This is a genomic window from Pseudomonas sp. GW821-FHT10C09, from assembly GCF_059415465.1.
In genome coordinates, this window is record NZ_JBWKNG010000002.1 from 276,144 (window position 1) to 299,197 (window position 23,054).

Consider the following 23,054-nt stretch of genomic DNA (forward strand, 5'->3'; position numbering starts at 1 on the left):
ACAGCCGCTATGACAACCCCATCCCCGACCGTATCCATGGCGGACAAAGTTGCCCTGATCGACAGCCTCTGCGCCAAGGCGCGGATTCTGCCGGTGATCACCATCGCTCGCGAACAGGACGTGCTGCCACTGGCCGACGCCCTGGCTGCCGGTGGCCTGACCGCCCTGGAAGTGACCCTGCGTTCGCAGTTCGGCCTCAAGGCCATCCAGATCCTGCGCGAACAGCGCCCGGAACTGATGACCGGTGCCGGCACCGTGCTCGATCGCCACATGCTCGCCGCTGCCGAAGCGGCCGGTTCGCAGTTCATCGTCACGCCGGGCATCACCCGTGATTTGCTCGAAGCCAGCGTCAACAGCCCGATCCCGCTGTTGCCCGGCATCAGCAACGCCTCCGGCATCATGGAAGGCTATGGCCTGGGCTATCGCCGCTTCAAACTGTTCCCGGCCGAAGTCAGCGGTGGCGTCGCGGCCATCAAGGCCCTCGGCGGTCCGTTTGGCGAAGTGAAATTCTGCCCGACTGGCGGCGTCGGCCCGGCCAACATCAAGAGCTACATGGCGTTGAAAAACGTGATGTGCGTGGGCGGTAGCTGGATGCTTGATCCGGAGTGGATCAAGAACGGCGACTGGGCCCGCATTCAGGAATGCACCGCCGAGGCCTTGGCGCTGCTGGACTGATCCGCTTTACCTGACACTTCGTTGTGTGTTCTACGGCTTTACGGTGCGCTTGGTCGGTGCACCGTTTTTTTTTGCCCATAGAAAACCTGTGGGAGCGAGCCTGCTCGCTCCCACTTGGAAGAACAGGCGATACATAGTTACCGCATCTCACGGCTCGCCCGACGTTAACCTGCGTTCATCTTATGGAAGAGAGAACATCATGGACGACAACACCCCAGTTACACCCACACCGCCGGTTTACCTGCTGTCTCCCGAGCAGATCCCCGGTCCGTATTTTCGTAATCCGAAACTCATCAGGCGCAACATCAGCGAAGGCGCCGATGGTGTTCCCCTGGTGCTGCGCCTGGAAATCGTCGATGCGATGACCGGACAGCCTGTCACCGGCGCGCTGGTCGATATCTGGCATTGCAATGCGCGCGGGTTCTATTCGGGCTGGAGCAGGATTGATCCAGACAAGGAAGTTGACGACGGTGACATCGGCTCGATCCCGCGCACCGACGACGACACTTACCTGCGCGGCGGGCAGTTCACCGACAAGCAAGGCGCCGTGCGGTTTACCACGGTGTATCCGGGGTTCTACGCCGGCCGTGCGCTGCACATTCATGTCGCCGTGCGCATTACTGCCGGCAACAATTACCTGGAAGAACGGCATGTCGCCTGGGTCGGTCAGTTGTACTTGCCCGAGGTGGCGTCGCGCTCGGTCCTCAACTCCCGTGAGTACAGCGGTCGAAAGGCCTTGGCGCTGACCAATGATGAAGACGTTTACTACAAGCATCACAGCGGCGAAGCGTCGACCTTGAACGTGCACACCCTCAGTCGGGAGTCGACTGAAGATGGCTTCTTCGGCTCCACGACCATTGGCATCGACACCTTTGCGGTGTCATCGCACATCAAGCCCGAGGACTTCGACAAATACACCGTGTGACCTCAACGCAGTTCGGTCAGCGCCCGGGTCAGCAACTGCATGTGCGCGGCGGTGGTGGTCAGGCCTGGCGTGATGCGAATGCACGGGCCACTCGCGGCACCGCTGCGCATCACGGTAAACAGGTTGTAGTCGTTGAGCAGTCGCTCGACCATCGGCTGTTGATCGGACTGTCGGGTGAAACGCATCGACGTGATGCCGCAATACAGGCGAGGGTCATCCGGCGTCATCACTTCGATCCCCGGAAGTTCGCGCACTTCGCGCACCCACAGATTGCGCAAGTAGTTGAGCCGGGAACTCTTGGCGGCAGATCCGCCCATGGCCTGATGTTCTTCGAACACCAGCGGCAAGGTCAGCAGCGCTGGAATATTGGGCGTGCTGTACGGCGTGCGCGCACGAATATCGGTAATCGGGAAATGCATCTCACCCATGTCCGGGTCGATATCGGCCAGGCGCTCGGGTGCGATGTAGATGAAGCCCAGGGTCAGTGGTGCACCGATCCACTTGTGCAGGTTGAAGCCGGCGAACGAGACACCGAGTTCCTCGAGCTTGAAGTCGATCTGCCCCAGTGCGTGGGCGCCATCGAGGATCACATCGACCCCGTGTTCCTTGGCCGCAGCAGCAATCGCCTGCACCGGCATCACCAGGCCGGTGCGGTGGGTGACGTGAGTCAGGGCCATCAGTTTGAGCTTGGGGTAACGCGCAAACGCGTCGCGGTAACTGGCCAGCAGACTGTCGAAACTGGCGGGATGGGCGTGATTGATTTCGATCACTTCGACCCCGCGATTGCGCGCCAGCCAGCGCATCGCGCCTTTGACGGAGTCGTATTCCAGATCGCTGAGCAGCACCTGATCGCCCGGTTGCAGGCGGTTGTAGTTGCGGATCAACGATTGCAAGCCGTCCGAAGCGTTGCGGGTGAGGGCGACGGTGTCGGGCGGCACGCCCACCAGCTCAGCCAACTGCGCGCCGATCTGCTGAATTTCACCCTGTTCGAAGCGCTGTCGTACATACACCGAGTTGCTGCGATTGATCAGCTCGATGTTGCGTTGGTATTCCTCGACCACCGTTCGCGACATGCGCCCGAAGTAGCCGTTTTCCAGGTTGATCGGGCCGGGTTCGACAGCGTAGCGGTCGGCAAAGGTCTTCCAGAAGGATTCATCACGGGCGCGGCGGGTGTTATCGGGCATGGGCTACTCGGATCAGGATCAATGGCGGGGTGCAGGTTTGCCATGTTTGGCGCGCAGGGGTTCGAGCAGTTCCGACAAGCCGTTGTGGTCGATTTCCTGCATCAGGGCCAGCAAGCCACCCAGTTCGCCATGGGGGAATCCTTCCCGAGCGAACCAGTTCAGGTACTGGCCGGGCAAGTCGGCAATGATCCGGCCCTTGTATTTGCCAAAGGGCATTTCGCGAGTGATCAGTAGTTCGAGTTTTTCAGGGTTCATCAGTCGGTCGTCTTGATTCTATGCGTCTGGAAAATACAGGCATTCTGCATGCAGGCCAATTGACAGATCATGCAAAAAAAACGGATACAGATTTGGTTGTTTTATATAAGTAGTTGAAAAATAACGAATAAATAATAGGTCAGAAGCTGGCATGCAGGGTGCAATAGTCATTACATCTTTCATCAACCCGCAAGGAATTGAAAAATGACCGACATGAATAAAGAAGCCATCTCTGTACTCAACGACCTGATTGAAACCAGCAAAGACGGTCAGGAAGGGTTCAAGACTTGCGCTGAAGACATCAAGCACCCAGAACTCAAAACACTGTTTGTTCAGCGTTCTGCCGATTGCGCCACTGCCGCTGCTGAACTGCAATCTGCCGTGCGTTCGATGGGCGGTGATCCGGAAACCTCTACCAGTGTCAGCGGCGACTTGCATCGTCGTTGGGTCGACGTGAAGTCGATGTTCACCGGCAAGGACGAAGAAGCCGTTCTGAACGAAGCAGAACGCGGTGAAGACCATGCGCTGAAGGCTTACCGCGAAGCCATGGAGAAAATCAACAAGCACAACCTGGTGGGTATTCGTGACCTGGTTGAACGCCAATACCACGGCGTGCAACGCAATCATGACCAGGTGAAAGCCCTGCGTAACCAGGCTCGCGCACGCTCGTAAGCGTTCGTTGCCTGCCAAAAAACGCCAGCCAGTCTGGCGTTTTTTTGTGCCCGGTCGATTAACCGATGCTGATCGCCGGCAATGTCGGCAGCGTCACGGTCTGCTGCTTGCGCGGCGCCAGGATCTCGGCTTCGCCGTCCACCACCAACTCATCGTTCTGGTTGAACACGCGGGTGGCAATGCGTACACGAAACTTCGGCAGTTTCTCGAGGATCTCCAGGCGCACGGTCAGGGTGTCGCCAATTTTCACCGGCTTCTGAAAGCTCATCTGCTGGCCAATATAAATAGTCCCCGGCCCAGGCAGCTCGCAAGCAACGGCGGCGCTGATCAGCGCGCCACTGAACATGCCGTGCGCGATGCGCTCCTTGAACATGGTGCCTGCCGCGAATTCGGCGTCCAGGTGCACCGGGTTGTGGTCGCCGGACATCGCAGCGAACAACTGAATATCGCGCTCTTCGACCTTTTTGCTGTAGCTGGCGGTCTGGCCGACTTCGAGGGCTTCGTAAGGGGTGTTGGTAACCTGGGTCATCTGTCTCGATTCCTGTGACGAATAAATGAATCCACAAAAAAACTATTCTGACCGGGGTGGCCGGCGGTGGCTGAGGGCCTGGGCAATCCACTGCAACACGTCGTTGATCACTTCCTCGCGGTTGCTCTCATTGAACAATTCGTGTCGCGCCTGCGGGTAAATCGTCAGGTGCAGGTTCTGGCTGCCTGCCGCACGCAAGGCGTCAGCCAGATCTTTCAGACGTTTGCCTTCGCTCACCGGATCACATTCGCCGCCAATCACCAGCAGCGGCAGGCCCGGATCGATCTGGGCGAGATTGGACGCTTTGCTGATTTGCTGCAACCCACCGAGCAAATCGATCCACAGTTGGTTGGTGCAACGAAAGCCGCAGAGCGGGTCGTTGGCGTACAAATCCACTTCTGCCGGGTCGCGACTGAGCCAGTCGAAACGGGTACGCGCCGGTTTGAATTGTTTGTTGAACGAACCGAAGGACAGCCATTCGATCAGCGCACTACGGCCCTTGGGCCCTTGGCGCAATTTCTCCAGACGGGCGATCTGCCGCGCCGCGCGATAAAGCGCCACGGGCTGGAAATTCGAGCCGCTAAGCACCGCGCCGTGCAGGCTGGCGCTGTGATGCAGCAGATAAGCCTGGGCGATGTAGCTGCCCATGCTGTGACCGAGCAACACAATCGGCACGCCAGGATGATGCTGGCCGATGTGTTGATTAAGGCTGGCGAGGTCGCCGACAACCTTGCACCAGCCATCGTCATCGGCGAAATGCCCCAGTGTGCCGTTTTCGGCAGTTTTGCCATGTCCACGCAAATCCGGTGCGTACACGCCGTAGCCTTGCTCGCAGAGTTTTTCCGCCAGCCGGGCGTAGCGAGCGCTGTGCTCGGCCATGCCATGGGCCAGCAGGATCACGGCTTTTAACGGCGAGGCGGGCAGCCACTGGTTGACGAATAGGCGGCTGTGGTCACTCGCGGTCAGCCAGAACGTGTCGTGGATCATGGCGATTCCTTTGCATGGGGCTGCATGTGGCATGGGCGTGGTTGCATTGTATAGCGCATCCCGCGCTTGCCGTCTGATCAGGCCACGCCACGGCAGGAAGATTCACGCGGTCAATGACGGCGTCGGCTGTATTTGCCTGAATCGCCATAACTGCTAGTGTCCGTGAAGCCCCGCCTTTCGCTTCATGTTTTTTAGAAGTGACAGAAAAGCGGCCCGGATAGGCTCAGGTAAAGAGGACAAGAACAATGCAACCTGATTTCTGGAATGACAAACGCCCGGCCGGCGTGCCCCTGGACATCGATCTTGGGGCCTATAAGTCGGTGATTGAGGTGTTCGAGCGTTCCTGCAAGAAATTTGCTGACCGCCCGGCCTTCAGCAACATGGGCGTGACCCTGACCTACGCCGAACTGGAACGCCAGAGCCTGGCCTTCGCCGCGTACCTGCAAGCCCACACTGACCTGGTGCCGGGGGATCGCATCGCGGTGCAGATGCCCAACGTCCTGCATTACCCGATTGCCGTGTTCGGTGCCTTGCGCGCCGGGCTGATCGTGGTCAATACCAACCCGCTGTACACCGCGCGGGAGATGCGTCATCAGTTCAAGGACTCCGGCGCCCGGGCGTTGGTGTACCTGAACATGTTCGGGCAGAAGGTCCAGGAAGTGCTGCCTGACACCGACATCCAGTACCTGATCGAAGCGCGAATGGGCGACCTGATGCCGGCCGCCAAGGGCTGGCTGGTTAATACCATGGTCAGCAAGGTCAAGAAAATGGTCCCGGCGTATTCGTTGCCGCAGGCCATTTCCTTTAAAACCGCGCTGCACATGGGACGTGGCCTGGGGATCAAACCGCTGAAAGTCAGCCTCGACGACATCGCCGTGCTGCAATACACCGGCGGCACCACCGGTCTGGCCAAGGGCGCGATGCTCACCCACGGCAACCTGGTGGCGAACATGCAACAGGCGCGGGCGTGCCTGGGGCAGTTCGGCCCTGACGGTCAGCCGCTGCTGCGCGAAGGGCAGGAGGTGATGATCGCGCCGCTGCCGCTGTACCACATCTATGCGTTCACGGCGAACTGCATGTGCATGATGGTGACCGGCAACCACAACGTGCTGATCACCAATCCGCGTGACATTGGCGGCTTCATCAAGGAGCTGAAGAACTGGCGGTTCTCGGCGTTGCTGGGGCTCAACACGCTGTTCGTCGCCTTGATGGATCACCCGGATTTCAAGACCCTGGATTTCTCCAGCCTCAAGCTGACCAACTCCGGCGGCACGGCACTGGTCAAGGCCACCGCCGAGCGCTGGGAGCAGATGACCGGTTGCCGCATCACCGAAGGTTACGGCTTGACCGAAACGTCGCCGGTGGCCTGCACCAACCCGTATGGCGACCAATCGCGAATCGGCACGGTCGGCCTGCCGGTGCCGGGCACCACGCTCAAAGTGATCAACGATGATGGCGTCGAGCAGCCGTTGGGCGAGCGCGGCGAGCTGTGCATCAAGGGCCCGCAGATCATGAAGGGCTACTGGCAGAAACCGGAAGCCACCGCCGAAGTGCTGGATGCCGAGGGCTGGTTCAAGTCCGGCGACATCGCGGTGATCGACCCGGACGGTTTTGTGCGCATCGTCGATCGCAAGAAAGACATGATCATCGTCTCGGGCTTCAACGTGTACCCGAACGAGATCGAAGACGTGGTGATGGCTCACCCGAGAGTCGCCAACTGCGCGGTCATTGGTGTGCCGGACGAGCGTTCGGGGGAGGCGGTGAAGTTGTTTGTGGTGGCCCGTGAAGCCGGGGTCAGCCTTGAAGAGCTGAAGGCGTACTGCAAGGAAAACTTCACGGCGTACAAAGTGCCCAAGCACATTGTGTTGCGTGAGTCGTTGCCCATGACACCGGTCGGGAAGATTCTGCGGCGGGAGTTGCGCGATATCGCCTGATCGTTGAATGGCCGCGCGTCGCTCGATCGCGAGCAAGCTCGCTCCCACAAGGTTCTCGGTGATCTTGTGGGAGCGAGCTTGCTCGCGATTTTTTTTGGATAAGCCCCCGTATTTCGGGGCTTCCAAGGCTTTATAGGATTTTTGCTCTAAAATGACCGCTAGAAGTTCTTGAGTCACATTTGTGACCGTAGAGGCCGCTTTTGGCTCTGGTCGACCCTTGGCAAAGCTGCTACTCTCGGCGCGCTTTGTGACTTCTCGGCCTAGTAAAAAGCCAGACTCACCGATAAAACACACACCAATAATAATCGCATCAAATGCGGTGCTGAATTCGCGTTGCTGAGGAGTGGGCTTCCATGATCGAAGACTTTTGGAAGGATAAGTACCCAGCTGGGATCGCTGCCGAGATCAATCCAGACGAGTACCCGAATATTCAGGCAGTGTTGAAGCAATCCTGCCAACGCTTCGCCAACAAGCCGGCATTCAGCAACCTGGGCAAGACACTCACCTACGGTGAACTGTACGAATTGTCCGGTGCGTTTGCCGCTTATCTGCAACAGCATACCGACTTGCAGCCAGGCGATCGAATCGCCGTGCAGTTGCCTAACGTGTTGCAGTACCCGGTCGCCGTCTTCGGTGCCATTCGCGCCGGGCTGATCGTGGTCAACACCAACCCGCTGTACACCGCGCGGGAAATGGAACACCAGTTCAACGACTCCGGTGCCAAAGCGTTGGTCTGCCTGGCCAACATGGCGCATCTGGCGCAAACCGTCGTGCCGAAAACCGGCGTCAAGCACGTGATCGTCACGGAAGTGGCCGACCTGCTGCCGCCGCTCAAGCGCCTGTTGATCAACAGCGTCATCAAATACGTGAAGAAGATGGTCCCGGCGTATCACCTGCCCAAGGCCGTCAAGTTCAACGACGTGCTGAGCAAGGGGCATGGCCAGCCAGTGGCTGAAGCCAACCCGGCCAGCAGCGATGTCGCGGTGCTGCAATACACCGGCGGCACCACCGGCGTGGCGAAAGGGGCGATGCTGACCCACCGCAACCTCGTGGCGAACATGCTGCAATGCAAGGCGCTGATGGGTTCCAACCTTAATGAAGGTTGCGAGATCCTGATCACGCCGCTGCCTCTGTACCACATCTATGCGTTCACCTTTCATTGCATGGCGATGATGCTGATCGGCAACCACAACATCCTGATCAGCAACCCGCGCGACCTGCCGGCGATGGTCAAGGAACTGTCGAAGTGGAAGTTCAGCGGTTTCGTCGGCCTCAACACCTTGTTCGTGGCGCTGTGCAATAACGAAGGTTTCCGCAAGCTGGACTTCTCGGCGTTGAAAGTCACCCTGTCCGGTGGCATGGCCCTGCAACTGGCTGCCGCCGAACGCTGGAAAGCGGTCACTGGTTGCGCCATCTGCGAAGGTTACGGCATGACCGAAACCAGCCCGGTGGCCACCGTCAACCCGATCCAGCATATCCAGATCGGCACCATCGGCATCCCGGTCCCGTCGACCCGCTGCAAAGTCATCGACGATGCTGGCGTGGAGCAACCGCTGGGCGAAATCGGCGAACTGTGCGTGAAAGGTCCGCAGGTGATGAAGGGTTACTGGCAGCGCCAGGAAGCCACCGATGAAATCCTCGACAGCGAAGGCTGGTTGAAGACCGGTGACATCGCGTTGATCCAGCCGGACGGCTACATGCGCATTGTCGATCGCAAGAAAGACATGATCCTGGTCTCCGGTTTCAACGTGTACCCGAACGAACTGGAAGACGTGCTCGCGACCCTGCCGGGCGTGCTGCAATGTGCGGCCATTGGCGTGCCGGACGAGAAGTCGGGCGAGGCGATCAAGATCTTCATCGTCGCCAAGCCGGGCGTGACGCTGACCAAAGAGCAAGTGATGGAGCATATGCGTGCGAACGTCACTGGCTACAAGGTGCCGCGTGCCGTCGAGTTCCGTGATGCGCTGCCGACCACCAACGTCGGCAAGATTCTGCGCCGCGAGTTGCGCGACGAAGAACTGAAGAAAATCGCCGCGAAAAAGGTCGGCGCGTAACACCAAAAAGCCCCGCGGATGCGGGGCTTTTTTTGCTCGTCTGACAAGTCTTCGTTGCCTGTCAGACCGCCTTCGTCGGAACGCCGCCCGGAGACAGGCTCGCTCCCACATTTTTGACCGTGTTCTCTCAGAAGGAATGCGATCACCTGTGGGAGCGAGCCTGCTCGCGAAGCTTTTGCTTTTTGCTTACAGGCGGAACGGCGCGAAATTGACGTTGGTACCCGCCGGGCGCATGTCCTGCAGGAACGAATCCTTGTCGGCACTCAGCTCCAGGCTCAAGGCAGCCTTGCGCTTGCCTTCATTGCGCACCACCAGGCCTTCCAGCTTCTCGCGCAGGAACACGGTCGGCACTTTCAGGTGCAGCAGCTCGTCGGTGTCCGGCGTGTGCATCAGCAAGTGAACCCATTCGTACTGACCAATGGCCAGGCGCGCGACCGGGATATCGAACCACCAGATGTTGCGGTTGCGGTTCAATTCGGTGAAATGGCAGTTGTTGACGCCAAGCACGGCACCGCCAAGTTCCTGGTTTCTGCGGGCAATGGCCTGCTTTTTATCGAGTTTCATAACATTCCTACGGGATTGGATCTTCAGCGCCATGGCCTGAATACGTTGCGCATTCTCGGGGGTTGGTCGGCAAACATAAAGCCCAACCTGCCAAGATCGACGAAATGTGCCGTACAAAATAAATGAAACTCCCTGCAAACGCCCCCGGTCAATCCTTGTGTAACGACTTTTCTCATTGATTTGTTCACAGGAGAAACACCATGAGCAGCACTGGCGATAAAGTAAAAGGCATGGCCAACGAAGCGGTCGGCAACGTCAAGCAAGGCGTGGGCAAGGCCACTGACAACACCAAACTGCAAGCCGAAGGCAAAGTGCAGGAAAAGAAAGGCGAGGCTCAGCAAGCCGTGGGCAAAGCCAAAGATGCCATCAAGAAAGGCGTCGACAAGGCTTGATTTGGCCTTTGAGGACGATCAGGAACGGCCATCCACGGATGGCCGTTTTTGTTTAAGCCTGAACTTGAGCGCGGAAATTGTTTCAAAGTCGCCAAGTAGGCTACTTTGATGTAGCAAACGGCCCCTGAGTCGCCACGACTTCAACCCCAATCTTGCGGCGAAAGGAGACGCTAATGATTTTCCCGGACATGAAAGGCCTGCCCCTGCACCGAGTGATGGTGCGCACGGTCACCGAGTTCATCGACGATGAAATGTCGACTTATGCCTCGGCGCTGGCCTATCAGATGTTGTTCTCGCTGTTTCCCTTCATCCTGTTCCTGATTGCCCTGATCGGTTTCCTGCACCTGCCGGACTTTTTCTCCTGGCTGCGCCTGCAATCTGAACTCGTCTTGCCGCCCCAGGCGCTGGAACAGGTCAACCCGGTGATTGACCAGCTCCAGCAATCCAAGGGCGGCTTGCTCTCGGTGGGTATCGTGATTGCGCTGTACACCGCGTCTGCCGGCGTGCGGCTGATGATGAGCGCGATGAACGCGGCCTACGATGTGGTCGAAGGCCGGCCGGCGTGGAAGCGCTTCCCGTTGTCGATCATCTACACCGTCGGCATCGCCGGGATGCTGCTGGTCGCCGCTGCGCTGATGGTGCTCGGTCCGCAGTTGATGGGCTGGATCGCTGCGCAAGTCGGTCTCGAAGACTTCATCGTGACGCTCTGGACGATCGTGCGCTGGCCGGTGGTGGTGATTCTGCTGATGGTCGCGGTGGCGCTGATTTATTACGTCATGCCCGACGTCAAACAGGAGTTTCGCTTTATCACGCCGGGGTCGGTGCTGGCGGTGGTGGTGTGGATCTGTGCCTCTGTGGGCTTCGGTCTGTACGTCAAGGAGTTCGCCAACTACAACGCCATGTATGGCAGTATCGGCGCGATCATCGTGCTGTTGCTGTACTTCTACATTTCCGCCGCGGTGCTGTTGCTCGGCGCGGAGATGAATGCGGTGATCGAGCACATGTCGAACGAAGGCAAGGACCCCGGCGAGAAGGTCCCTGGCGAACACGGCCATGACTATGAAAAACACCATGTTTCCGGATTGGGGCGCGATCACTCGCTCGATTCCACCACTGACGAAGTCATCAAATGATCCGTGAAATTCTGAAAATGGGCGATGAGCGCCTGCTGCGCGTTGCCCCGCCGGTACCGGCCGAGATGTTCGACAGCCCTGAGTTGTGGCAGTTGATCGACGACATGTTCCAGACCATGGAAAGCGTCGGTGGCGTTGGCCTGGCTGCGCCGCAGATCGGTGTCGACCTGCAACTGGTGATCTTCGGTTTCGAGCACAGTGAACGCTACCCGGACGCCGAGGCAGTGCCGCAAACCATCCTGATCAATCCGCTGATCACACCGTTGAGCCCGACGCAGGAGGAGGGGTTTGAAGGATGCCTGTCCGTGCCGGGGCTGCGCGGCGCCGTGGACCGTTACCAGCAGATTCGCTACGAAGGTGTCGACCCCAAGGGCCAGCCCATCGTACGCATCGCCTCAGGCTTCCATGCGCGGGTGGTGCAGCATGAATGCGATCACCTGATCGGCCGTTTGTATCCGTCGCGCATTACCGACTTCAGCAAGTTCGGGTTTACCGAAGTCATGTTCCCGGACCTTGATCCGAACGCAGACGACTAAGACCACCACAAAACCAATGTGGGAGCGGGCTTGCTCGCGAAGGCGGTGTAACAGTCACTGGAGATGGTGAATGTAGCGCCCCCTTCGCGAGCAAGCCCGCTCCCACATTGGATTTTCACAAGTCTTGAGTAAGCGGAGTGCCCGGCTCCAACCCCATCGCAATCATCGGCTTGCTGCGTGCATAACGGCTCAACCGTTCCACCATGGCATACGGCATCTGCGGATCGAAGGCAAAGCCGCGACGCTCATAAAAGCCCCGCAAGTCCGGATGGCAAAACAGCCACACCGGAAGGTCGAGGTCCTTGACCGCCGCCGCAATCAAATCACCTGCAACCCCCTGTTCGCGACAGCCCGGGTCGACAAACAACCCCGTCAACCAATGCCCGCCCGCCACCGGTCGCAAGCACAGCGCCGCCACAATTTCATTGCGTCTGGCCACCCATAACCGAGCGTCGCGCACGGCTTTCATCGGCGATTGGTGCGCGCGATAAAATTTGTTCATCAGTGGCCATAACGGCTCGTCGAGCAGGGTGTACTGGGTGTCGGGCATGGGTCTGGACTGTCGGTGTGCAAAGCGGGCGATTATAAAAGAACGGGCGCGCAGGGATAGGTGTATACCTGATCTCACATCCCGTATGAGTGGAGTACGTATCATGGCCAAAGGCATGGATTCAAAGAAAGCAGCGAAGAAAAAGCCGGCGAAAACCGCCGATGAAAAGCGCGCGGACAAGAAGGCCAAGAAGGTGGATGTGTTCGGTCACTGATCCCGCGACAAGGGAGCCCGGCCATCGGGCTCCTGCTGCACGTCTAACGAAATAACCAAATAATCTGCAAGATTTCCCAAGGCCAATGCACAGAAGGGGACTGGTCCCGATCTGAGCAACGCCATGCCTCATTACTTTGATAACGCCCACCGAGAAGAAATCGACACCCTGCGTCAGCGCTTTACGGCCCGCACCGAATGGCCGACCTGGCTGTTGTTGATCGGCGTTTACGGCGGCTGGTTCAGCCTGGTGCTGGCGAGTGATCGATTGGGGTTGTGGTGGAGCACGGCGCTGCTGATTCCATTGCTGGTGCTGTGGTTGTCGGTGCAACACGAATTGCTCCACGGTCACCCGACCCGCTGGACAACCCTGAACAAGATCCTCGGCTATGCGCCGTTCGCGGTCTGGTATCCCTACACCCTGTACCGCGACAGTCATCTGCTACATCACCGCGACGAAGACCTGACCGTTCCAGGTCGCGATCCGGAAAGCCGTTACCTGAGCGCCGAGCAGTGGCAGGGCAGTTCACTGTTCGAACAGGGCCTGCACTGGCTGAACAAAACCGTGATCGGGCGTTTCATGATCGGTGCGCCGCTCGCCTTGCTGGCACTGGCGAAAGAACAACTGCAGCAGTTGATCAACGGTGAGCGACAGGCCTGGCTGATGTGGCTGACCCACGGTGTACTGACCTTGCTGATGCTCGCATTCATCGCCCGCTACAGCGTGTTGCCGGTGTGGCATTACCTGCTGCTGATCAGCGTGCCGGCGCTGTCGATTGCGATGATTCGCTCCTACTATGAACATCGTCCGCACGCGCACTCCGAACAGCGGACCGTACTCAATGAAGCTGCGTGGCCTTGGCGCTGGCTGTTCCTGAACCTCAATTTTCATCTGGTGCATCACGACTTGCCGGGGTTGGCGTGGTACGACTTGCCGCGTGCTTATCACGCACGCCGCGAACAATGGATCGCGCGCAGTGGCGGGTTTCTGGTGCGGGGGTATGGCCAGTTGTGGCGCGAGAATGGCGTGAAAGCAATCGACAGCCCACAGCATCCGTTTCACTGATTTGTTGGATCCCCCCCCAATCCCCTGTGGGAGCGAGCCTGCTCGCTCCCACAATTAGAAATTTGTTGTTTGGGATATTTCGATGACACGCCACCTTGCCGAACTCCTGATGTACGTCGCCCCCGAGCCCATCCGCCAGGCCAACGAACGCTGGCTGACGTGCATTCTCGAACGCTTTCCCAGCGATCGCCTCGATGCCAGCCACCTGTCATTGACAGACCTCTGGCTCTCCCCGCACTTGCTGCTGACCCAAACCTGCGGCTACCCGCTGATGACGGCATTGCGCGGTCAGGTCCGGGTGATCGGACGGCCGCGTTATGAGCTGCCGGACAGCACCGCTGGCAGCCATTGCAGCCTGCTGCTGAGTCGCGCCGGTGATCCTCGGCGGACCTTGGCTGACTTCCGCGACAGCCGCGGCGTGATCAATGGCGAAGACTCCAACAGCGGCATGAACCTGCTGCGCCATCGACTGGCGCCGCTGCATCGCGACGGACAGTTCTTTGCCAGTGTCGCCATCAGCGGCAGCCACCGCGACAGCCTGCGCTGGCTGCGTGAAGATCACGCGGATCTGGCCGCCATCGACAGCGTGACCTTTGCCTATCTGGCCCAACACGCCCGCGAAGAAGTCGCCGGCCTGCGCGTCGTGACCCGCAGCGCATTCAGTCCGACCTTGCCCTACATCTCGGCCGCCGGGACGAGCGATGAACAGGCTGAGCACTTGCTGCAAGTGATGAATCAGACCTTGAGCGAACTGCCCGACGTGGCTGAAATCCTCGGGCTGAAAGAAGTGCTGCCTGCCAGCGAAAGCGACTATCAGGTGATCCTCGACTATCAGCAGGAAGCGGAAATTCTCGGCTATAGCCGTTTGCGCTGAAATTTCTAAATCGAATATAAAAATGCTTTTTAAGTATTATTAAAGAATAAGGCTCCTTGTTAGGATCGCGCCACCGGATCACCGGACATTCAGCGACCCCTAACCCTTGGAGCCTCTATGTCCGGCACCGACGACTCCCATCGTAACCACGTGGGCGGATTGTTCCGCGCTCATTACCCCTGGCTGTGCGCACGCTTGCGCCAGTATCTGGGAACCGGCGCGAGTGTCGAAGACATTGCCGCCGACACCTTCATGCAATTGCTCGAATCCCCCAGCCTGACGCCTATTCGTGAGCCGCGCGCGTTGCTCACGACTATCGCCCGCCGACGGGTTTATGAGCTCTGGCGTCGCCGCGATCTGGAGCGTCAGCACCTCGAACAGCTACCGCAGGCCGACCTGGCTCGCGGGCCATCGCCTGAAGATTTGCTTCAGTTATCGCAAACCCTGAACAGCCTCGACCGCACCCTCGAGCGACTGCCGGGCAAGGTCCGGGCAACCTTCCTGCTGTCGCACGTCGACGGCCTCACTTATCCACAAATCGCTGCCGAACTGGGCATTTCCCAGCGTTCGGTCAGCATTTACATGACCCGCTCCCGGGCACTGTGCGCCCAGCACAGCGCCAACCAACCCTTGACCCGGAGGTCCGCATGAGATCGATCAAAACCCTGCTCGGCAGTTCGCTACTGGCGCTGAGCCTGGTGGCCAGCCAGGTTCCGGCAGCGGAAAAAGCTGCGCCCATCCACTTCGGCGACATCACTTGGGAGAGCGGCAGCCTGATCACTGAAATCCTGCGATTGATCGTCGAAAAAGGTTACGGCTACCCGACCGACACCTTGCCGGGCAGCACCGTCAGCCTTGAAGCGGCGCTGGCCAAAAACGACATTCAAGTGATCGGCGAAGAGTGGGCTGGGCGCAGTCCGGCGTGGGTCAAGGCGTCTGCCGAGGGCAAGGTGTTCGGTTTGGGCGACACGGTCAAAGGCGCCACCGAAGGCTGGTGGGTGCCGGAATACGTGATCAAGGGCGACCCGGAACGTGGCATCAAGCCACTGGCGCCGGAATTGAAATCCGTTGCCGACCTGGCTAAATACAAGGACGTGTTCCGCGACCCGGAAGACCCCAGCCGTGGCCGCTTCCTCAACAGCCCTACCGGCTGGACCTCAGAGATCGTCAACAGTCAGAAACTCAAGGCGTATGACCTGACCGCCAGCTACGTCAACTTCCGCACCGGCTCCGGCGCGGCGCTGGATGCCGAAGTCGCTTCATCGATCCGCCGTGGCAAACCGGTGCTGTTCTATTACTGGTCGCCGACGCCGCTGCTGGGGCGTTTCAAACTGGTGAAACTCGACGAGCCGCCGTTCGACGCAGAAGCCTGGAAAACCCTGGCCGATTCCAGCAACCCCAACCCCAAGGGCACGCGCTCGATGCCGGCCAGCCTGGCCATTGGCGTGTCGGCACCGTTCAAGGCGCAGTACCCGGACCTTGTGTCGTTCTTTGAAAAGGTCGATTTGCCGATCGATCTGCTGAACCAGACGCTGGGGCAGATGAGCGAAAAACGCCTGCAACCGCGTGAGGTGGCCCAGGCGTTTTTACGCGAGCAGCCGCAGGTGTGGAAGGCTTGGGTGCCGGGGGAGGTGGCTACGAAAGTGAGTGCAAGTTTGTAATGGTGTAGTGCCTGGTTAAAAGCCATCGTGCAAGCTCGCTCCCAGATTAAATTCCTGCCCCTCTAACGTTGAGGGGCAAGACTTTAAGTTAGGGTATTTCGTTGGGCCAGATCTATTCTGTCAGTGAAAAACTACCTCCGACCTTTGCGGGACTATTAGGGTTATCTTCATCGACTGCGATGAACTCGAAGGTGCCTCGTGCAAATTTTTTATCCAGGTCTACTTCAAGCAACGTGATGACACCTCCTTGCACTTGCCCAATCCAGGAACTTCCGTGCTCTTTGGAGTTGTAAATGCCAGTAACGCTAGGGCCCCCTTCTTCGGGATCTCGGTTTATGAATGGATAAGTACCAGGTTCTATTTTGTCGTCGATATTCAATTGAACTCCCCATGTAGCGGGAGGGAAGTCAAGGTTGACTCCGACAACCAGTAGCTGATCTTGTTTCACCACCAGCTCGAGGTGGTTAGTTGGAATAGAAACCTCTTCTCCACCCTTTTCCCTGACATTTACGCTGAACAGCCCGATAGCTTTTTTTTCGGTATTCATGTTTTTTCTTCCTTGCTGGTTATCAATAGAGTCCCGTATATCCTGTAAACGCAGCTGGCTCATGATTTTCCAAACAAGGGTGTACGTCTACTGTCAGAAGTTACAGGTATTGGATTTTTAACTTAAGTAACAGACAAGCGGTAGGAGGGTTGTCAGCAAAAGAACCCCTGTCGGGGCTCTTTTTGTGAACGTAATCAACATCAAAGTGAAGCCAGAAACTTGTCGACCACTTGAGTGCCACTCTTTTCGCTACTGCTGCTTTCTTTCTCGGCCTGCGCCAGTTTCATCTTGTCCTGCAGGCGATCGGCAATTTCTTGTGCGACGGCCTGTTGTTTCTCCGGCGGCATGGCTTTCAAGTCTTCTTCGGTAATGCCCATGTCTTTCAGAATACTGTCGCGCAGCCGCTGTTCCGGCGTTTTGCTCATGTAGTCCTTGAAGTCGGTCATCGCCGCGCTGTCACTGAACTTGTCTTGCACATCGGCCGGTACTTTCGACGGATCGGCTGCCTGCAGCGCCACGCGGGTTTTGGCGAAGGCTTCATCGATGTTGTCGCTGATCTTGCTCGCTTCGTTCACTTGCTGCGTGGTTTGTTGGGTCGCGGACGCCTGGACCTGCGCCTGAACATTGGTTTGCAGCGCTTGCAGCATCGCGCCCTGCATGCCGCTTTGCAGCCCGGCGGCGGCTTCAGCGCTCGGGTCTTCGCCGGGACGCTTGGGCAGAGGGATCATTTGTGTTTGTTTTGCACTGACCAACATGATGAATAGCCCTGTAGGTAATTGCTGACCGGAGGGCAGGAGCAATTAGCGTGCCGTCGCTTGAGGCCCCTGTTTACGGGGCTCGATGGGTGAATAGCGGTCAGCAGTTGCCGTCAGGCGGCAGAGTTCGACCGCGCCGTCACGGCAAGCCGTTACAGCCGTGTTTCAGGAAGCCCTGACGTTGTGCCAGGCGCTGGAAGTACTCGTCGACGGCGGGGAAGTCCGGCCGTTCCATCGGGGTCATCAGCCAGCGGTTGACCGACAGCCCGACGACAATGTCGGCCAGGGTAAAACGAGGCCCGGCGACATAGGCTTTGGTGACCGAGAGCTGATGTTCGAGGATCGCCATTTTCTGGTTCCAACCGCGCACGCCGACAGCAATCCGGTGCGGGTCCTGAAACTCCGGGTCCTTACGCACCAAAGCGGTAAACGCGTAGCTCCAGGAAGGGTTAAGCTCGGTGGCTTGCCAATCCATCCACTGTTCCACCCGCGCCCGCGCCGCCGGGTCATGCGGCAGCAAATCAGTGTTTTGGTGTTTGCCGGCCAGGTAGCGGCAGATGGTGTTCGACTCCCACAACACGCCGGCCTCGTCGATGATCACCGGCACCTGTGCGTTGGGGTTCAGGCGCAGAAACTCCGGCGTGTGGGTCGACGCATAACCGCTGCCCCAGTCCTCACGCTCGTAGGCAAGGCCTAGTTCCTCACAGGTCCACAGGACTTTTCTGACATTGATGGACGACGCCTTGCCGAGAATCTTCAGTGCATGTTCCATTGAGCTACTCCGTTTTCAAACCGGATCCGGCAGCGCCGGCGTTGGCAAACCAAACGTGCGATCAAACAGCCAGTTGAACGCGAAGGTGTAGCACGGGATGAAGATGATCAGCGCCAAGTCCAGCAGGAACGCTTGCACCAGACTGATGTTCATCCACCAGGCAATCAACGGGATGAGAAACACTATCAAGGTTAGTTGAAAACCCACGGCATGGGCGATGCGCCGTTTGACGGTGCGGGTGCGTGATAACTGGCGACTTTCCCAGCGCTCGAACAGCGAGGTGTAGATGAAATTCCAGGTCACGGCGATGGTGGTGATGATCACCGCCAAGGGGCCGGTACTGCCAGGGGAAGTGCCGGACAACAGCGCCAGGCCGAGTGCCGAAAACGTCATGCCGATGACTTCATACAACGACACGTAGACCAGTTTGCGTTTAACGCCTTGCATGGGGATTTGCCTCTTTTTTGCGAACTTGAAACCAGCGCACTGGCGAAGGCGGCGAAAGATAGCTTCAATAGGAGTGACAGAAAAAGTCAGAAGCTTTCAGTTTTAGTGATAGGACGGTGAATGAATTTCAACAGTGACAGCATCGAGTTGTTTCTCGCGGTGATCGAACGCGGCTCGTTTTCAGCGGCTGCCCGGGCGCTGGGCAAAGTCCCGTCGGCCGTGAGCATGAGCATCGCCAACCTGGAGGCTGAACTGGGTTATCCGCTGTTTGATCGCAGCCACCGCGAACCGGTGCCAACCGCCATGGCCAGTGCGCTGGTGCCGCACGCTCGACTGATCGCCGAGCAGCTCAAACAACTGCACGTGCATGCCATCGAGTTATCGCTGGGACTGGAGAGCAAGTTGTCGATAGGCGTCGTGGCGGACATCGACAAGGGGCGCTTGATGGCGGCGATCAAGGTGATTGCCGAGCGTCATCCTCTGCTGGAAATCGAAGTGCTCAGTGCGCCGCAGGATGATGTGTTGGCCATGCTGCACAGCGGCCGGGTCAGCGTGTGCCTGGCCTTCGCCGGGCTCAGCATGAATGTGCTGGAGCGGTTTCAGTTTGTCGGCACTGAGCGGATGATCGCCACGCTCGCGGCGGACAATCCGATGCTTCAGGGGCAGGATTTGTTTCTCGAGGATCTGGTAAACGTCCGGCAAATCATCGTCGCCAGCCGCGACTTGCCGATCAGTGAAACCCGGCCCTTGGTCGGCGAGTCTTACTGGCGCACCGACACCTTGGCGATGGCGCTGGAGATGGTCGAAGCGGGCTTGGGTTGGGGCAACTTTCCGGTGTCTGTGGTCCAGCCGCTGCTCGATGCCGGAAGGCTCAAACGCCTGAATTTTCGCAACATCGAGAATGGTCTGGAGTTGCCGGTGCATGCCGTGTGGCTCAAGAGCCAACCGTTGCAGAAGGGCGCGTTGGCGTTTGTCGAACTGATGGGCCACTGACAGCGATGATCCCACAGGGGGGGTTATGTGCTTTCGCGGATTTTCAGTTCAAACCCCATATCCTGCACCGGTTTGGCCACCGAATTCCCCGCCAGCAACGTCAACATCAACTCCGCCGAACGCCGGCCAATGGCCTCTCGCGGTGTGTTGATGCTGCTCAGGCGCGGCACCATGTGCGCCGAGGCGGGCAGGTCGTTGAAGCCGAGGATGGCGATTTGTTCCGGGATCTTGATGCCGTGGCGCATCGCTTCGAGCAGTGCGCCCTGGGCCAGGTCGTCGTTGCCAAAAAAGATCGCATCGATATCGGGATGACTGGCCAGCAGTTGCAGAAACAACTCGCCGCCCAATCCAACGGAGGAGGCACGCGGGGTCAGCACTTCCAGGTCAGGGTCATACAAACCGGCCTTTTGCAGGGCTTTGCGGAACCCTTCACCGCGCAGCAAGGTGCGCTGGTCCAGCTGCGCGCCGATGTAGGCCAGACGCTTGCGACCACGGGACAGCAAATGTTCAGCCGCTGTTTCACCGGCGGCCAATTGCGAGAAGCCCACGCAATTCACGCCCGCCGCACTGTCCAGTTCCATCATGTACACGCAGGGAATGTTGCTGGCTTCAATCATCCGCCGCGAACTTTCAGTGCGGTCGAAACCGGTCAGCAGCAAGCCGCGAGGCTGATAGGCCATGTAGTTGCGCAGCAGGTTTTCTTCTTCATCGCGCGAGTAATGGAAGTTGCCGATCAGCACTTCAAAGCCCTTGGGGCGAAGCACTTGATGAATGGCTTCCAGCGTGTCGATGAACAACAGGTTGGACAGTGACGGCACTAACACCACCACCGAATGGCTCTGCGCCGAAGCCAGGGCGCGGGCGGCGGGGTTGACCACGTAGTTGAGTTCAAGCGCGGCTTTCTGGACTTTTTCCACCAGTTCGGTGGCCACGGTGCTGACGCCACGCAACGCACGGGAGGCGGTAATCGGACTGACGCCGGCCAGTCGGGCCACTTCATTGAGGGTAGGGCGGCCAGTGGTGCGGGTATTTTTATCGTTTTTAGGGGAGGTCATCGGGCGGCTTGCCAAACAAAATTCAAGGCACTAAGGTAGCGCTGTCCCGAAGCAGCTGCAAATGCGTAAGCGAGTTTTGCCTGAACCTCGCTTTTTGGCGCTGGGACGAAAATGCTGCAACCCATAAAAAATGACAAGAAGGCGTCGGCAACTTCTGCTTTTGCACGAGTGTCATAACTGGCAAAGGTAGCGCTGTCTGCGCGCTGAGGTGTTACATGAATCATCCCATCACCGCCCTGGTCATCATGGGCGTTGCCGGTTGCGGCAAGACATGCGTCAGCGAGGCCTTGTGCCAACTGAGCGGCGCCACTGCCATTGAAGGCGATACTTTCCACCCTGCCGCCAATATCGAAAAGATGAGCGCGGGTATCCCCCTGAACGACCAGGACCGTGCCGGCTGGCTCGACAGCCTGTGCGATGAACTGCGCCGCGTCGACGCCAAGGGCGAACGCCCGGTGCTGACCTGCTCGGCCCTCAAACACAGTTACCGCGAAGTGTTGCGTAGCGCCTTGCCGGGCCTGGGCTTCGTGTTCCTTGAATTGACCCCTGAAGTCGCCGCCGAGCGTGTGTCGCATCGGCCGGGGCACTTCATGCCTTCGACCCTGATCGACAGCCAGTTCGCCACCCTCGAATCCCCCGTGGGCGAGCCGTTGACCCTGGCGCTGGACGCATCGACCCACAGCGTCGAGCAACTGGCGTCGCAGGCGCATGTCTGGTGGCAGGCAAACGGCTTGAAACAGGCCGTATGAGCGTTGCCAAAAAAGATAGCGCTGTCCTGATGGCTTGCGAATTACCCGCTTTAATAACAACAACAACCAGGAGACACCCCTAATGTTTGGCATGTCCCACGAGACGTTCCTGCTGCTCGATGCAGTGGTCACGGTGATCGGGCTTATCGTCCTGATCACCAAGTTCAAATTCCACCCCTTTATTGCCCTGATCATCGCCGCTGCATTTCTCGGGCTGACCTCCGGCATGCCGATCGGCACCGTTATCAAAGCGTTCCAGGACGGCTTCGGTGGGGTGCTCGGTTTTGTCGGGATCATCCTGGCGCTGGGCACCATGCTCGGCAAAATGATGGCCGAGTCGGGCGGGGCGGATCAGATTGCCCAGACGCTGATTCGCGCGTTCGGCAAAGACAAAGTGCAGTGGGCGATGATGTTCGCGGCCTTCCTGGTCGGCATTCCGCTGTTCTTCGAAATCGGTTTCGTGCTGCTGATCCCGCTGGTGTTCATCGTTGCGCGTCGTACCGGCGTGTCGATCATCAAGATCGGTATCCCGCTGCTGGCCGGTCTGTCCGCCGTGCACGGTCTGGTTCCGCCGCACCCGGGTCCATTGCTGGCCATCGGCGTGTTCGGCGCCGACATCGGCAAAACGATTCTGTACGGGCTGATCGTTGCGCTGCCGACGGCCATCATTGCCGGTCCGATCTACGGCACGTTTATCGCCAAATACATCCCCGGTCATCCTAACCAGGAACTGGTGGATCAACTGGCGCGTGAGCCGGAATCGGCCGACCTGCCAAGCTTCAGCATCACGCTGATCACTGTGCTGCTGCCAGTGTTCCTGATGTTGCTCAAGACCTTTGCCGATGTGGTACTGCCAGAAGGCAATTTCGCACGCTCCTTCATGGACCTGATCGGCCACCCGATCTCGGCGTTGCTGTTGGCGCTGCTGTTGTCGCTGTACACCTTCGGTCACCGTCAGGGCATCGACTCGAAACGCATTCTGAAATGGCTCGATTCGAGCCTCGCGCCGACCGCTGCGATCATTCTGATTATTGGGGCCGGTGGTGGCTTCAAGCAGATGCTGGTGACCAGCGGCGTGGGTGACGTGATCGGCCACATGGCGGTGAATGCACAGATCTCGCCGATCCTGCTGGCGTGGCTGGTGGCGGCGGTGATTCGCGTGGCTACCGGTTCGGCGACCGTTGCGACCATTACTGGCGCGGGCATTGTGGTGCCGGTGGTGGGGATGATTCCGGGTGTGAACCGTGAGCTGCTGGTGTTGGCCACCGGTGCCGGTTCGCTGGTCCTGTCGCACGTCAACGACGCGGGTTTCTGGCTGGTGAAGCAATACTTCAACATGACCGTAGCGGAAACCTTCAAGACCTGGACGGCGATGGAAACCATCCTGTCCGTGGTTGCGCTGGGCTTTATCCTGCTGCTGTCGATGTTCGTTTAAACGACGCCGCAACGCTTTTGTAGGAGCCGGCTTGCTGGCGATGCAGGCGACTCGGTTGATCTTCTGACCGGGTCGATGCGATCGCCAGCAAGCCGGC

At 58.7% G+C, this 23,054-nt stretch carries 27 protein-coding genes; 15 read left to right on the plus strand and 12 right to left on the minus strand.

Annotated features, from left to right (window positions below):
• Positions 1-9: 9 nt before the first annotated feature.
• On the plus strand, positions 10-675 hold the full coding sequence (locus AC07N8_RS02640; RefSeq protein WP_007949453.1) for a bifunctional 4-hydroxy-2-oxoglutarate aldolase/2-dehydro-3-deoxy-phosphogluconate aldolase: 666 nt from the start codon (positions 10-12) through the stop codon (positions 673-675).
• A gap of 199 nt (positions 676-874) precedes the next feature.
• Positions 875-1,600, plus strand: coding sequence for an intradiol ring-cleavage dioxygenase (locus AC07N8_RS02645; protein ID WP_483841756.1), 726 nt, complete (start codon positions 875-877; stop codon positions 1,598-1,600).
• Positions 1,601-1,602: 2 nt separating this feature from the next.
• Here the strand turns inward: AC07N8_RS02645 and AC07N8_RS02650 are convergent, their stop codons facing one another.
• Both AC07N8_RS02650 and AC07N8_RS02655 read right to left on the minus strand, forming a co-directional pair.
• Positions 1,603-2,784, minus strand: coding sequence for an aminotransferase class V-fold PLP-dependent enzyme (locus AC07N8_RS02650; RefSeq protein WP_493142489.1), 1,182 nt, complete (start codon positions 2,782-2,784; stop codon positions 1,603-1,605).
• Between the two features lie 18 nt (positions 2,785-2,802).
• Positions 2,803-3,039, minus strand: coding sequence for a DUF3820 family protein (locus tag AC07N8_RS02655; RefSeq protein ID WP_007949456.1), 237 nt, complete (start codon positions 3,037-3,039; stop codon positions 2,803-2,805).
• 204 nt (positions 3,040-3,243) lie between these two features.
• Between AC07N8_RS02655 and AC07N8_RS02660 the strand changes: the two genes are divergently transcribed.
• Complete coding sequence (locus AC07N8_RS02660) at positions 3,244-3,711, plus strand: ferritin-like domain-containing protein (RefSeq protein WP_027923861.1); 468 nt, start codon at positions 3,244-3,246, stop codon at positions 3,709-3,711.
• Between the two features lie 58 nt (positions 3,712-3,769).
• On the opposite strand, the gene AC07N8_RS02665 is transcribed toward AC07N8_RS02660, so the two are convergent.
• Positions 3,770-4,240, minus strand: a complete 471-nt coding sequence (locus AC07N8_RS02665) for a MaoC family dehydratase (RefSeq protein ID WP_027923862.1) — start codon at positions 4,238-4,240, stop codon at positions 3,770-3,772.
• A gap of 42 nt (positions 4,241-4,282) precedes the next feature.
• Positions 4,283-5,227: an alpha/beta hydrolase gene (locus AC07N8_RS02670; RefSeq protein ID WP_483841754.1), complete on the minus strand. Its 945-nt coding sequence runs from the start codon at positions 5,225-5,227 to the stop codon at positions 4,283-4,285.
• A 245-nt stretch (positions 5,228-5,472) separates the two neighbouring features.
• Between AC07N8_RS02670 and fadD2 the strand changes: the two genes are divergently transcribed.
• Together fadD2 and fadD1 are read left to right on the plus strand one after the other, a co-directional pair.
• On the plus strand, positions 5,473-7,161 hold the full coding sequence (fadD2, locus tag AC07N8_RS02675) for a long-chain-fatty-acid--CoA ligase FadD2 (RefSeq protein WP_483841753.1): 1,689 nt from the start codon (positions 5,473-5,475) through the stop codon (positions 7,159-7,161).
• Positions 7,162-7,514: 353 nt separating this feature from the next.
• Positions 7,515-9,215 carry a long-chain-fatty-acid--CoA ligase FadD1 gene (fadD1, locus tag AC07N8_RS02680; RefSeq protein ID WP_483841752.1) on the plus strand — a complete coding sequence of 567 codons (1,701 nt, stop codon included), beginning with the start codon at positions 7,515-7,517 and terminating at the stop codon, positions 9,213-9,215.
• Between the two features lie 186 nt (positions 9,216-9,401).
• Here the strand turns inward: fadD1 and AC07N8_RS02685 are convergent, their stop codons facing one another.
• On the minus strand, positions 9,402-9,779 hold the full coding sequence (locus AC07N8_RS02685) for a hypothetical protein (protein WP_027923866.1): 378 nt from the start codon (positions 9,777-9,779) through the stop codon (positions 9,402-9,404).
• A gap of 200 nt (positions 9,780-9,979) precedes the next feature.
• On the opposite strand from AC07N8_RS02685, the gene AC07N8_RS02690 reads away from it, so the two are divergent.
• From AC07N8_RS02690 to def, 3 genes are all read left to right on the plus strand, one after another.
• Positions 9,980-10,171 (plus strand): CsbD family protein, encoded by a 192-nt coding sequence (locus tag AC07N8_RS02690; RefSeq protein WP_003227408.1) that lies wholly within the window; start codon positions 9,980-9,982, stop codon positions 10,169-10,171.
• Positions 10,172-10,344: 173 nt separating this feature from the next.
• Entirely contained in the window at positions 10,345-11,304 is a 960-nt protein-coding gene (locus AC07N8_RS02695; RefSeq protein WP_483841751.1) for a YihY/virulence factor BrkB family protein, read from the plus strand.
• Positions 11,301-11,840, plus strand: a complete 540-nt coding sequence (def, locus tag AC07N8_RS02700) for a peptide deformylase (RefSeq protein WP_493142491.1) — start codon at positions 11,301-11,303, stop codon at positions 11,838-11,840. The genes AC07N8_RS02695 and def overlap by 4 nt, the downstream gene beginning before the upstream one ends.
• A gap of 115 nt (positions 11,841-11,955) precedes the next feature.
• Here def and AC07N8_RS02705 read toward each other — a convergent pair whose 3' ends face one another.
• Positions 11,956-12,390: a GNAT family N-acetyltransferase gene (locus AC07N8_RS02705; protein WP_483841750.1), complete on the minus strand. Its 435-nt coding sequence runs from the start codon at positions 12,388-12,390 to the stop codon at positions 11,956-11,958.
• Positions 12,391-12,727: 337 nt separating this feature from the next.
• Between AC07N8_RS02705 and AC07N8_RS02710 the strand changes: the two genes are divergently transcribed.
• The 4 genes from AC07N8_RS02710 (at position 12,728) to AC07N8_RS02725 (ending at position 16,204) form a co-directional block, all read left to right on the plus strand.
• Positions 12,728-13,669 (plus strand): fatty acid desaturase, encoded by a 942-nt coding sequence (locus AC07N8_RS02710; RefSeq protein ID WP_493142492.1) that lies wholly within the window; start codon positions 12,728-12,730, stop codon positions 13,667-13,669.
• An 82-nt stretch (positions 13,670-13,751) separates the two neighbouring features.
• Entirely contained in the window at positions 13,752-14,543 is a 792-nt protein-coding gene (locus AC07N8_RS02715) for a phosphate/phosphite/phosphonate ABC transporter substrate-binding protein (RefSeq protein ID WP_493142494.1), read from the plus strand.
• 117 nt (positions 14,544-14,660) lie between these two features.
• Positions 14,661-15,194, plus strand: a complete 534-nt coding sequence (locus AC07N8_RS02720) for a sigma-70 family RNA polymerase sigma factor (protein ID WP_493142496.1) — start codon at positions 14,661-14,663, stop codon at positions 15,192-15,194.
• Positions 15,191-16,204 (plus strand): ABC transporter substrate-binding protein, encoded by a 1,014-nt coding sequence (locus AC07N8_RS02725; RefSeq protein WP_493142497.1) that lies wholly within the window; start codon positions 15,191-15,193, stop codon positions 16,202-16,204. The genes AC07N8_RS02720 and AC07N8_RS02725 overlap by 4 nt, the downstream gene beginning before the upstream one ends.
• A 112-nt stretch (positions 16,205-16,316) precedes the next feature.
• On the opposite strand, the gene AC07N8_RS02730 is transcribed toward AC07N8_RS02725, so the two are convergent.
• The 4 genes from AC07N8_RS02730 to AC07N8_RS02745 form a co-directional block, all read right to left on the minus strand.
• On the minus strand, positions 16,317-16,814 hold the full coding sequence (locus tag AC07N8_RS02730; protein WP_493142499.1) for a hypothetical protein: 498 nt from the start codon (positions 16,812-16,814) through the stop codon (positions 16,317-16,319).
• 137 nt (positions 16,815-16,951) lie between these two features.
• Positions 16,952-17,506, minus strand: a complete 555-nt coding sequence (locus tag AC07N8_RS02735) for a hypothetical protein (RefSeq protein WP_483841743.1) — start codon at positions 17,504-17,506, stop codon at positions 16,952-16,954.
• Positions 17,507-17,645: 139 nt separating this feature from the next.
• Positions 17,646-18,278, minus strand: a complete 633-nt coding sequence (locus AC07N8_RS02740; RefSeq protein ID WP_493142501.1) for a glutathione S-transferase family protein — start codon at positions 18,276-18,278, stop codon at positions 17,646-17,648.
• A 15-nt stretch (positions 18,279-18,293) separates the two neighbouring features.
• Positions 18,294-18,725: a PACE efflux transporter gene (locus tag AC07N8_RS02745; RefSeq protein WP_493142503.1), complete on the minus strand. Its 432-nt coding sequence runs from the start codon at positions 18,723-18,725 to the stop codon at positions 18,294-18,296.
• A 120-nt stretch (positions 18,726-18,845) separates the two neighbouring features.
• Between AC07N8_RS02745 and AC07N8_RS02750 the strand changes: the two genes are divergently transcribed.
• Positions 18,846-19,718, plus strand: a complete 873-nt coding sequence (locus AC07N8_RS02750; protein WP_493142505.1) for a LysR family transcriptional regulator — start codon at positions 18,846-18,848, stop codon at positions 19,716-19,718.
• 23 nt (positions 19,719-19,741) lie between these two features.
• Here AC07N8_RS02750 and gntR read toward each other — a convergent pair whose 3' ends face one another.
• The gene (gntR, locus tag AC07N8_RS02755) at positions 19,742-20,773 is read right to left on the minus strand and encodes an HTH-type transcriptional regulator GntR (RefSeq protein WP_493142507.1); all 1,032 of its coding nucleotides are present in this window, start codon (positions 20,771-20,773) and stop codon (positions 19,742-19,744) included.
• Positions 20,770-20,997 carry a hypothetical protein gene (locus AC07N8_RS02760; protein ID WP_483841739.1) on the minus strand — a complete coding sequence of 76 codons (228 nt, stop codon included), beginning with the start codon at positions 20,995-20,997 and terminating at the stop codon, positions 20,770-20,772. The genes gntR and AC07N8_RS02760 overlap by 4 nt, the downstream gene beginning before the upstream one ends.
• Here AC07N8_RS02760 and AC07N8_RS02765 point away from each other — a divergent pair.
• Positions 20,989-21,522 carry a gluconokinase gene (locus AC07N8_RS02765; protein WP_493142508.1) on the plus strand — a complete coding sequence of 178 codons (534 nt, stop codon included), beginning with the start codon at positions 20,989-20,991 and terminating at the stop codon, positions 21,520-21,522. The genes AC07N8_RS02760 and AC07N8_RS02765 overlap by 9 nt on opposite strands.
• An 82-nt stretch (positions 21,523-21,604) precedes the next feature.
• Positions 21,605-22,957, plus strand: a complete 1,353-nt coding sequence (locus tag AC07N8_RS02770) for a GntP family permease (RefSeq protein WP_483841737.1) — start codon at positions 21,605-21,607, stop codon at positions 22,955-22,957.
• The last annotated feature ends 97 nt before the right edge of the window (positions 22,958-23,054 follow it).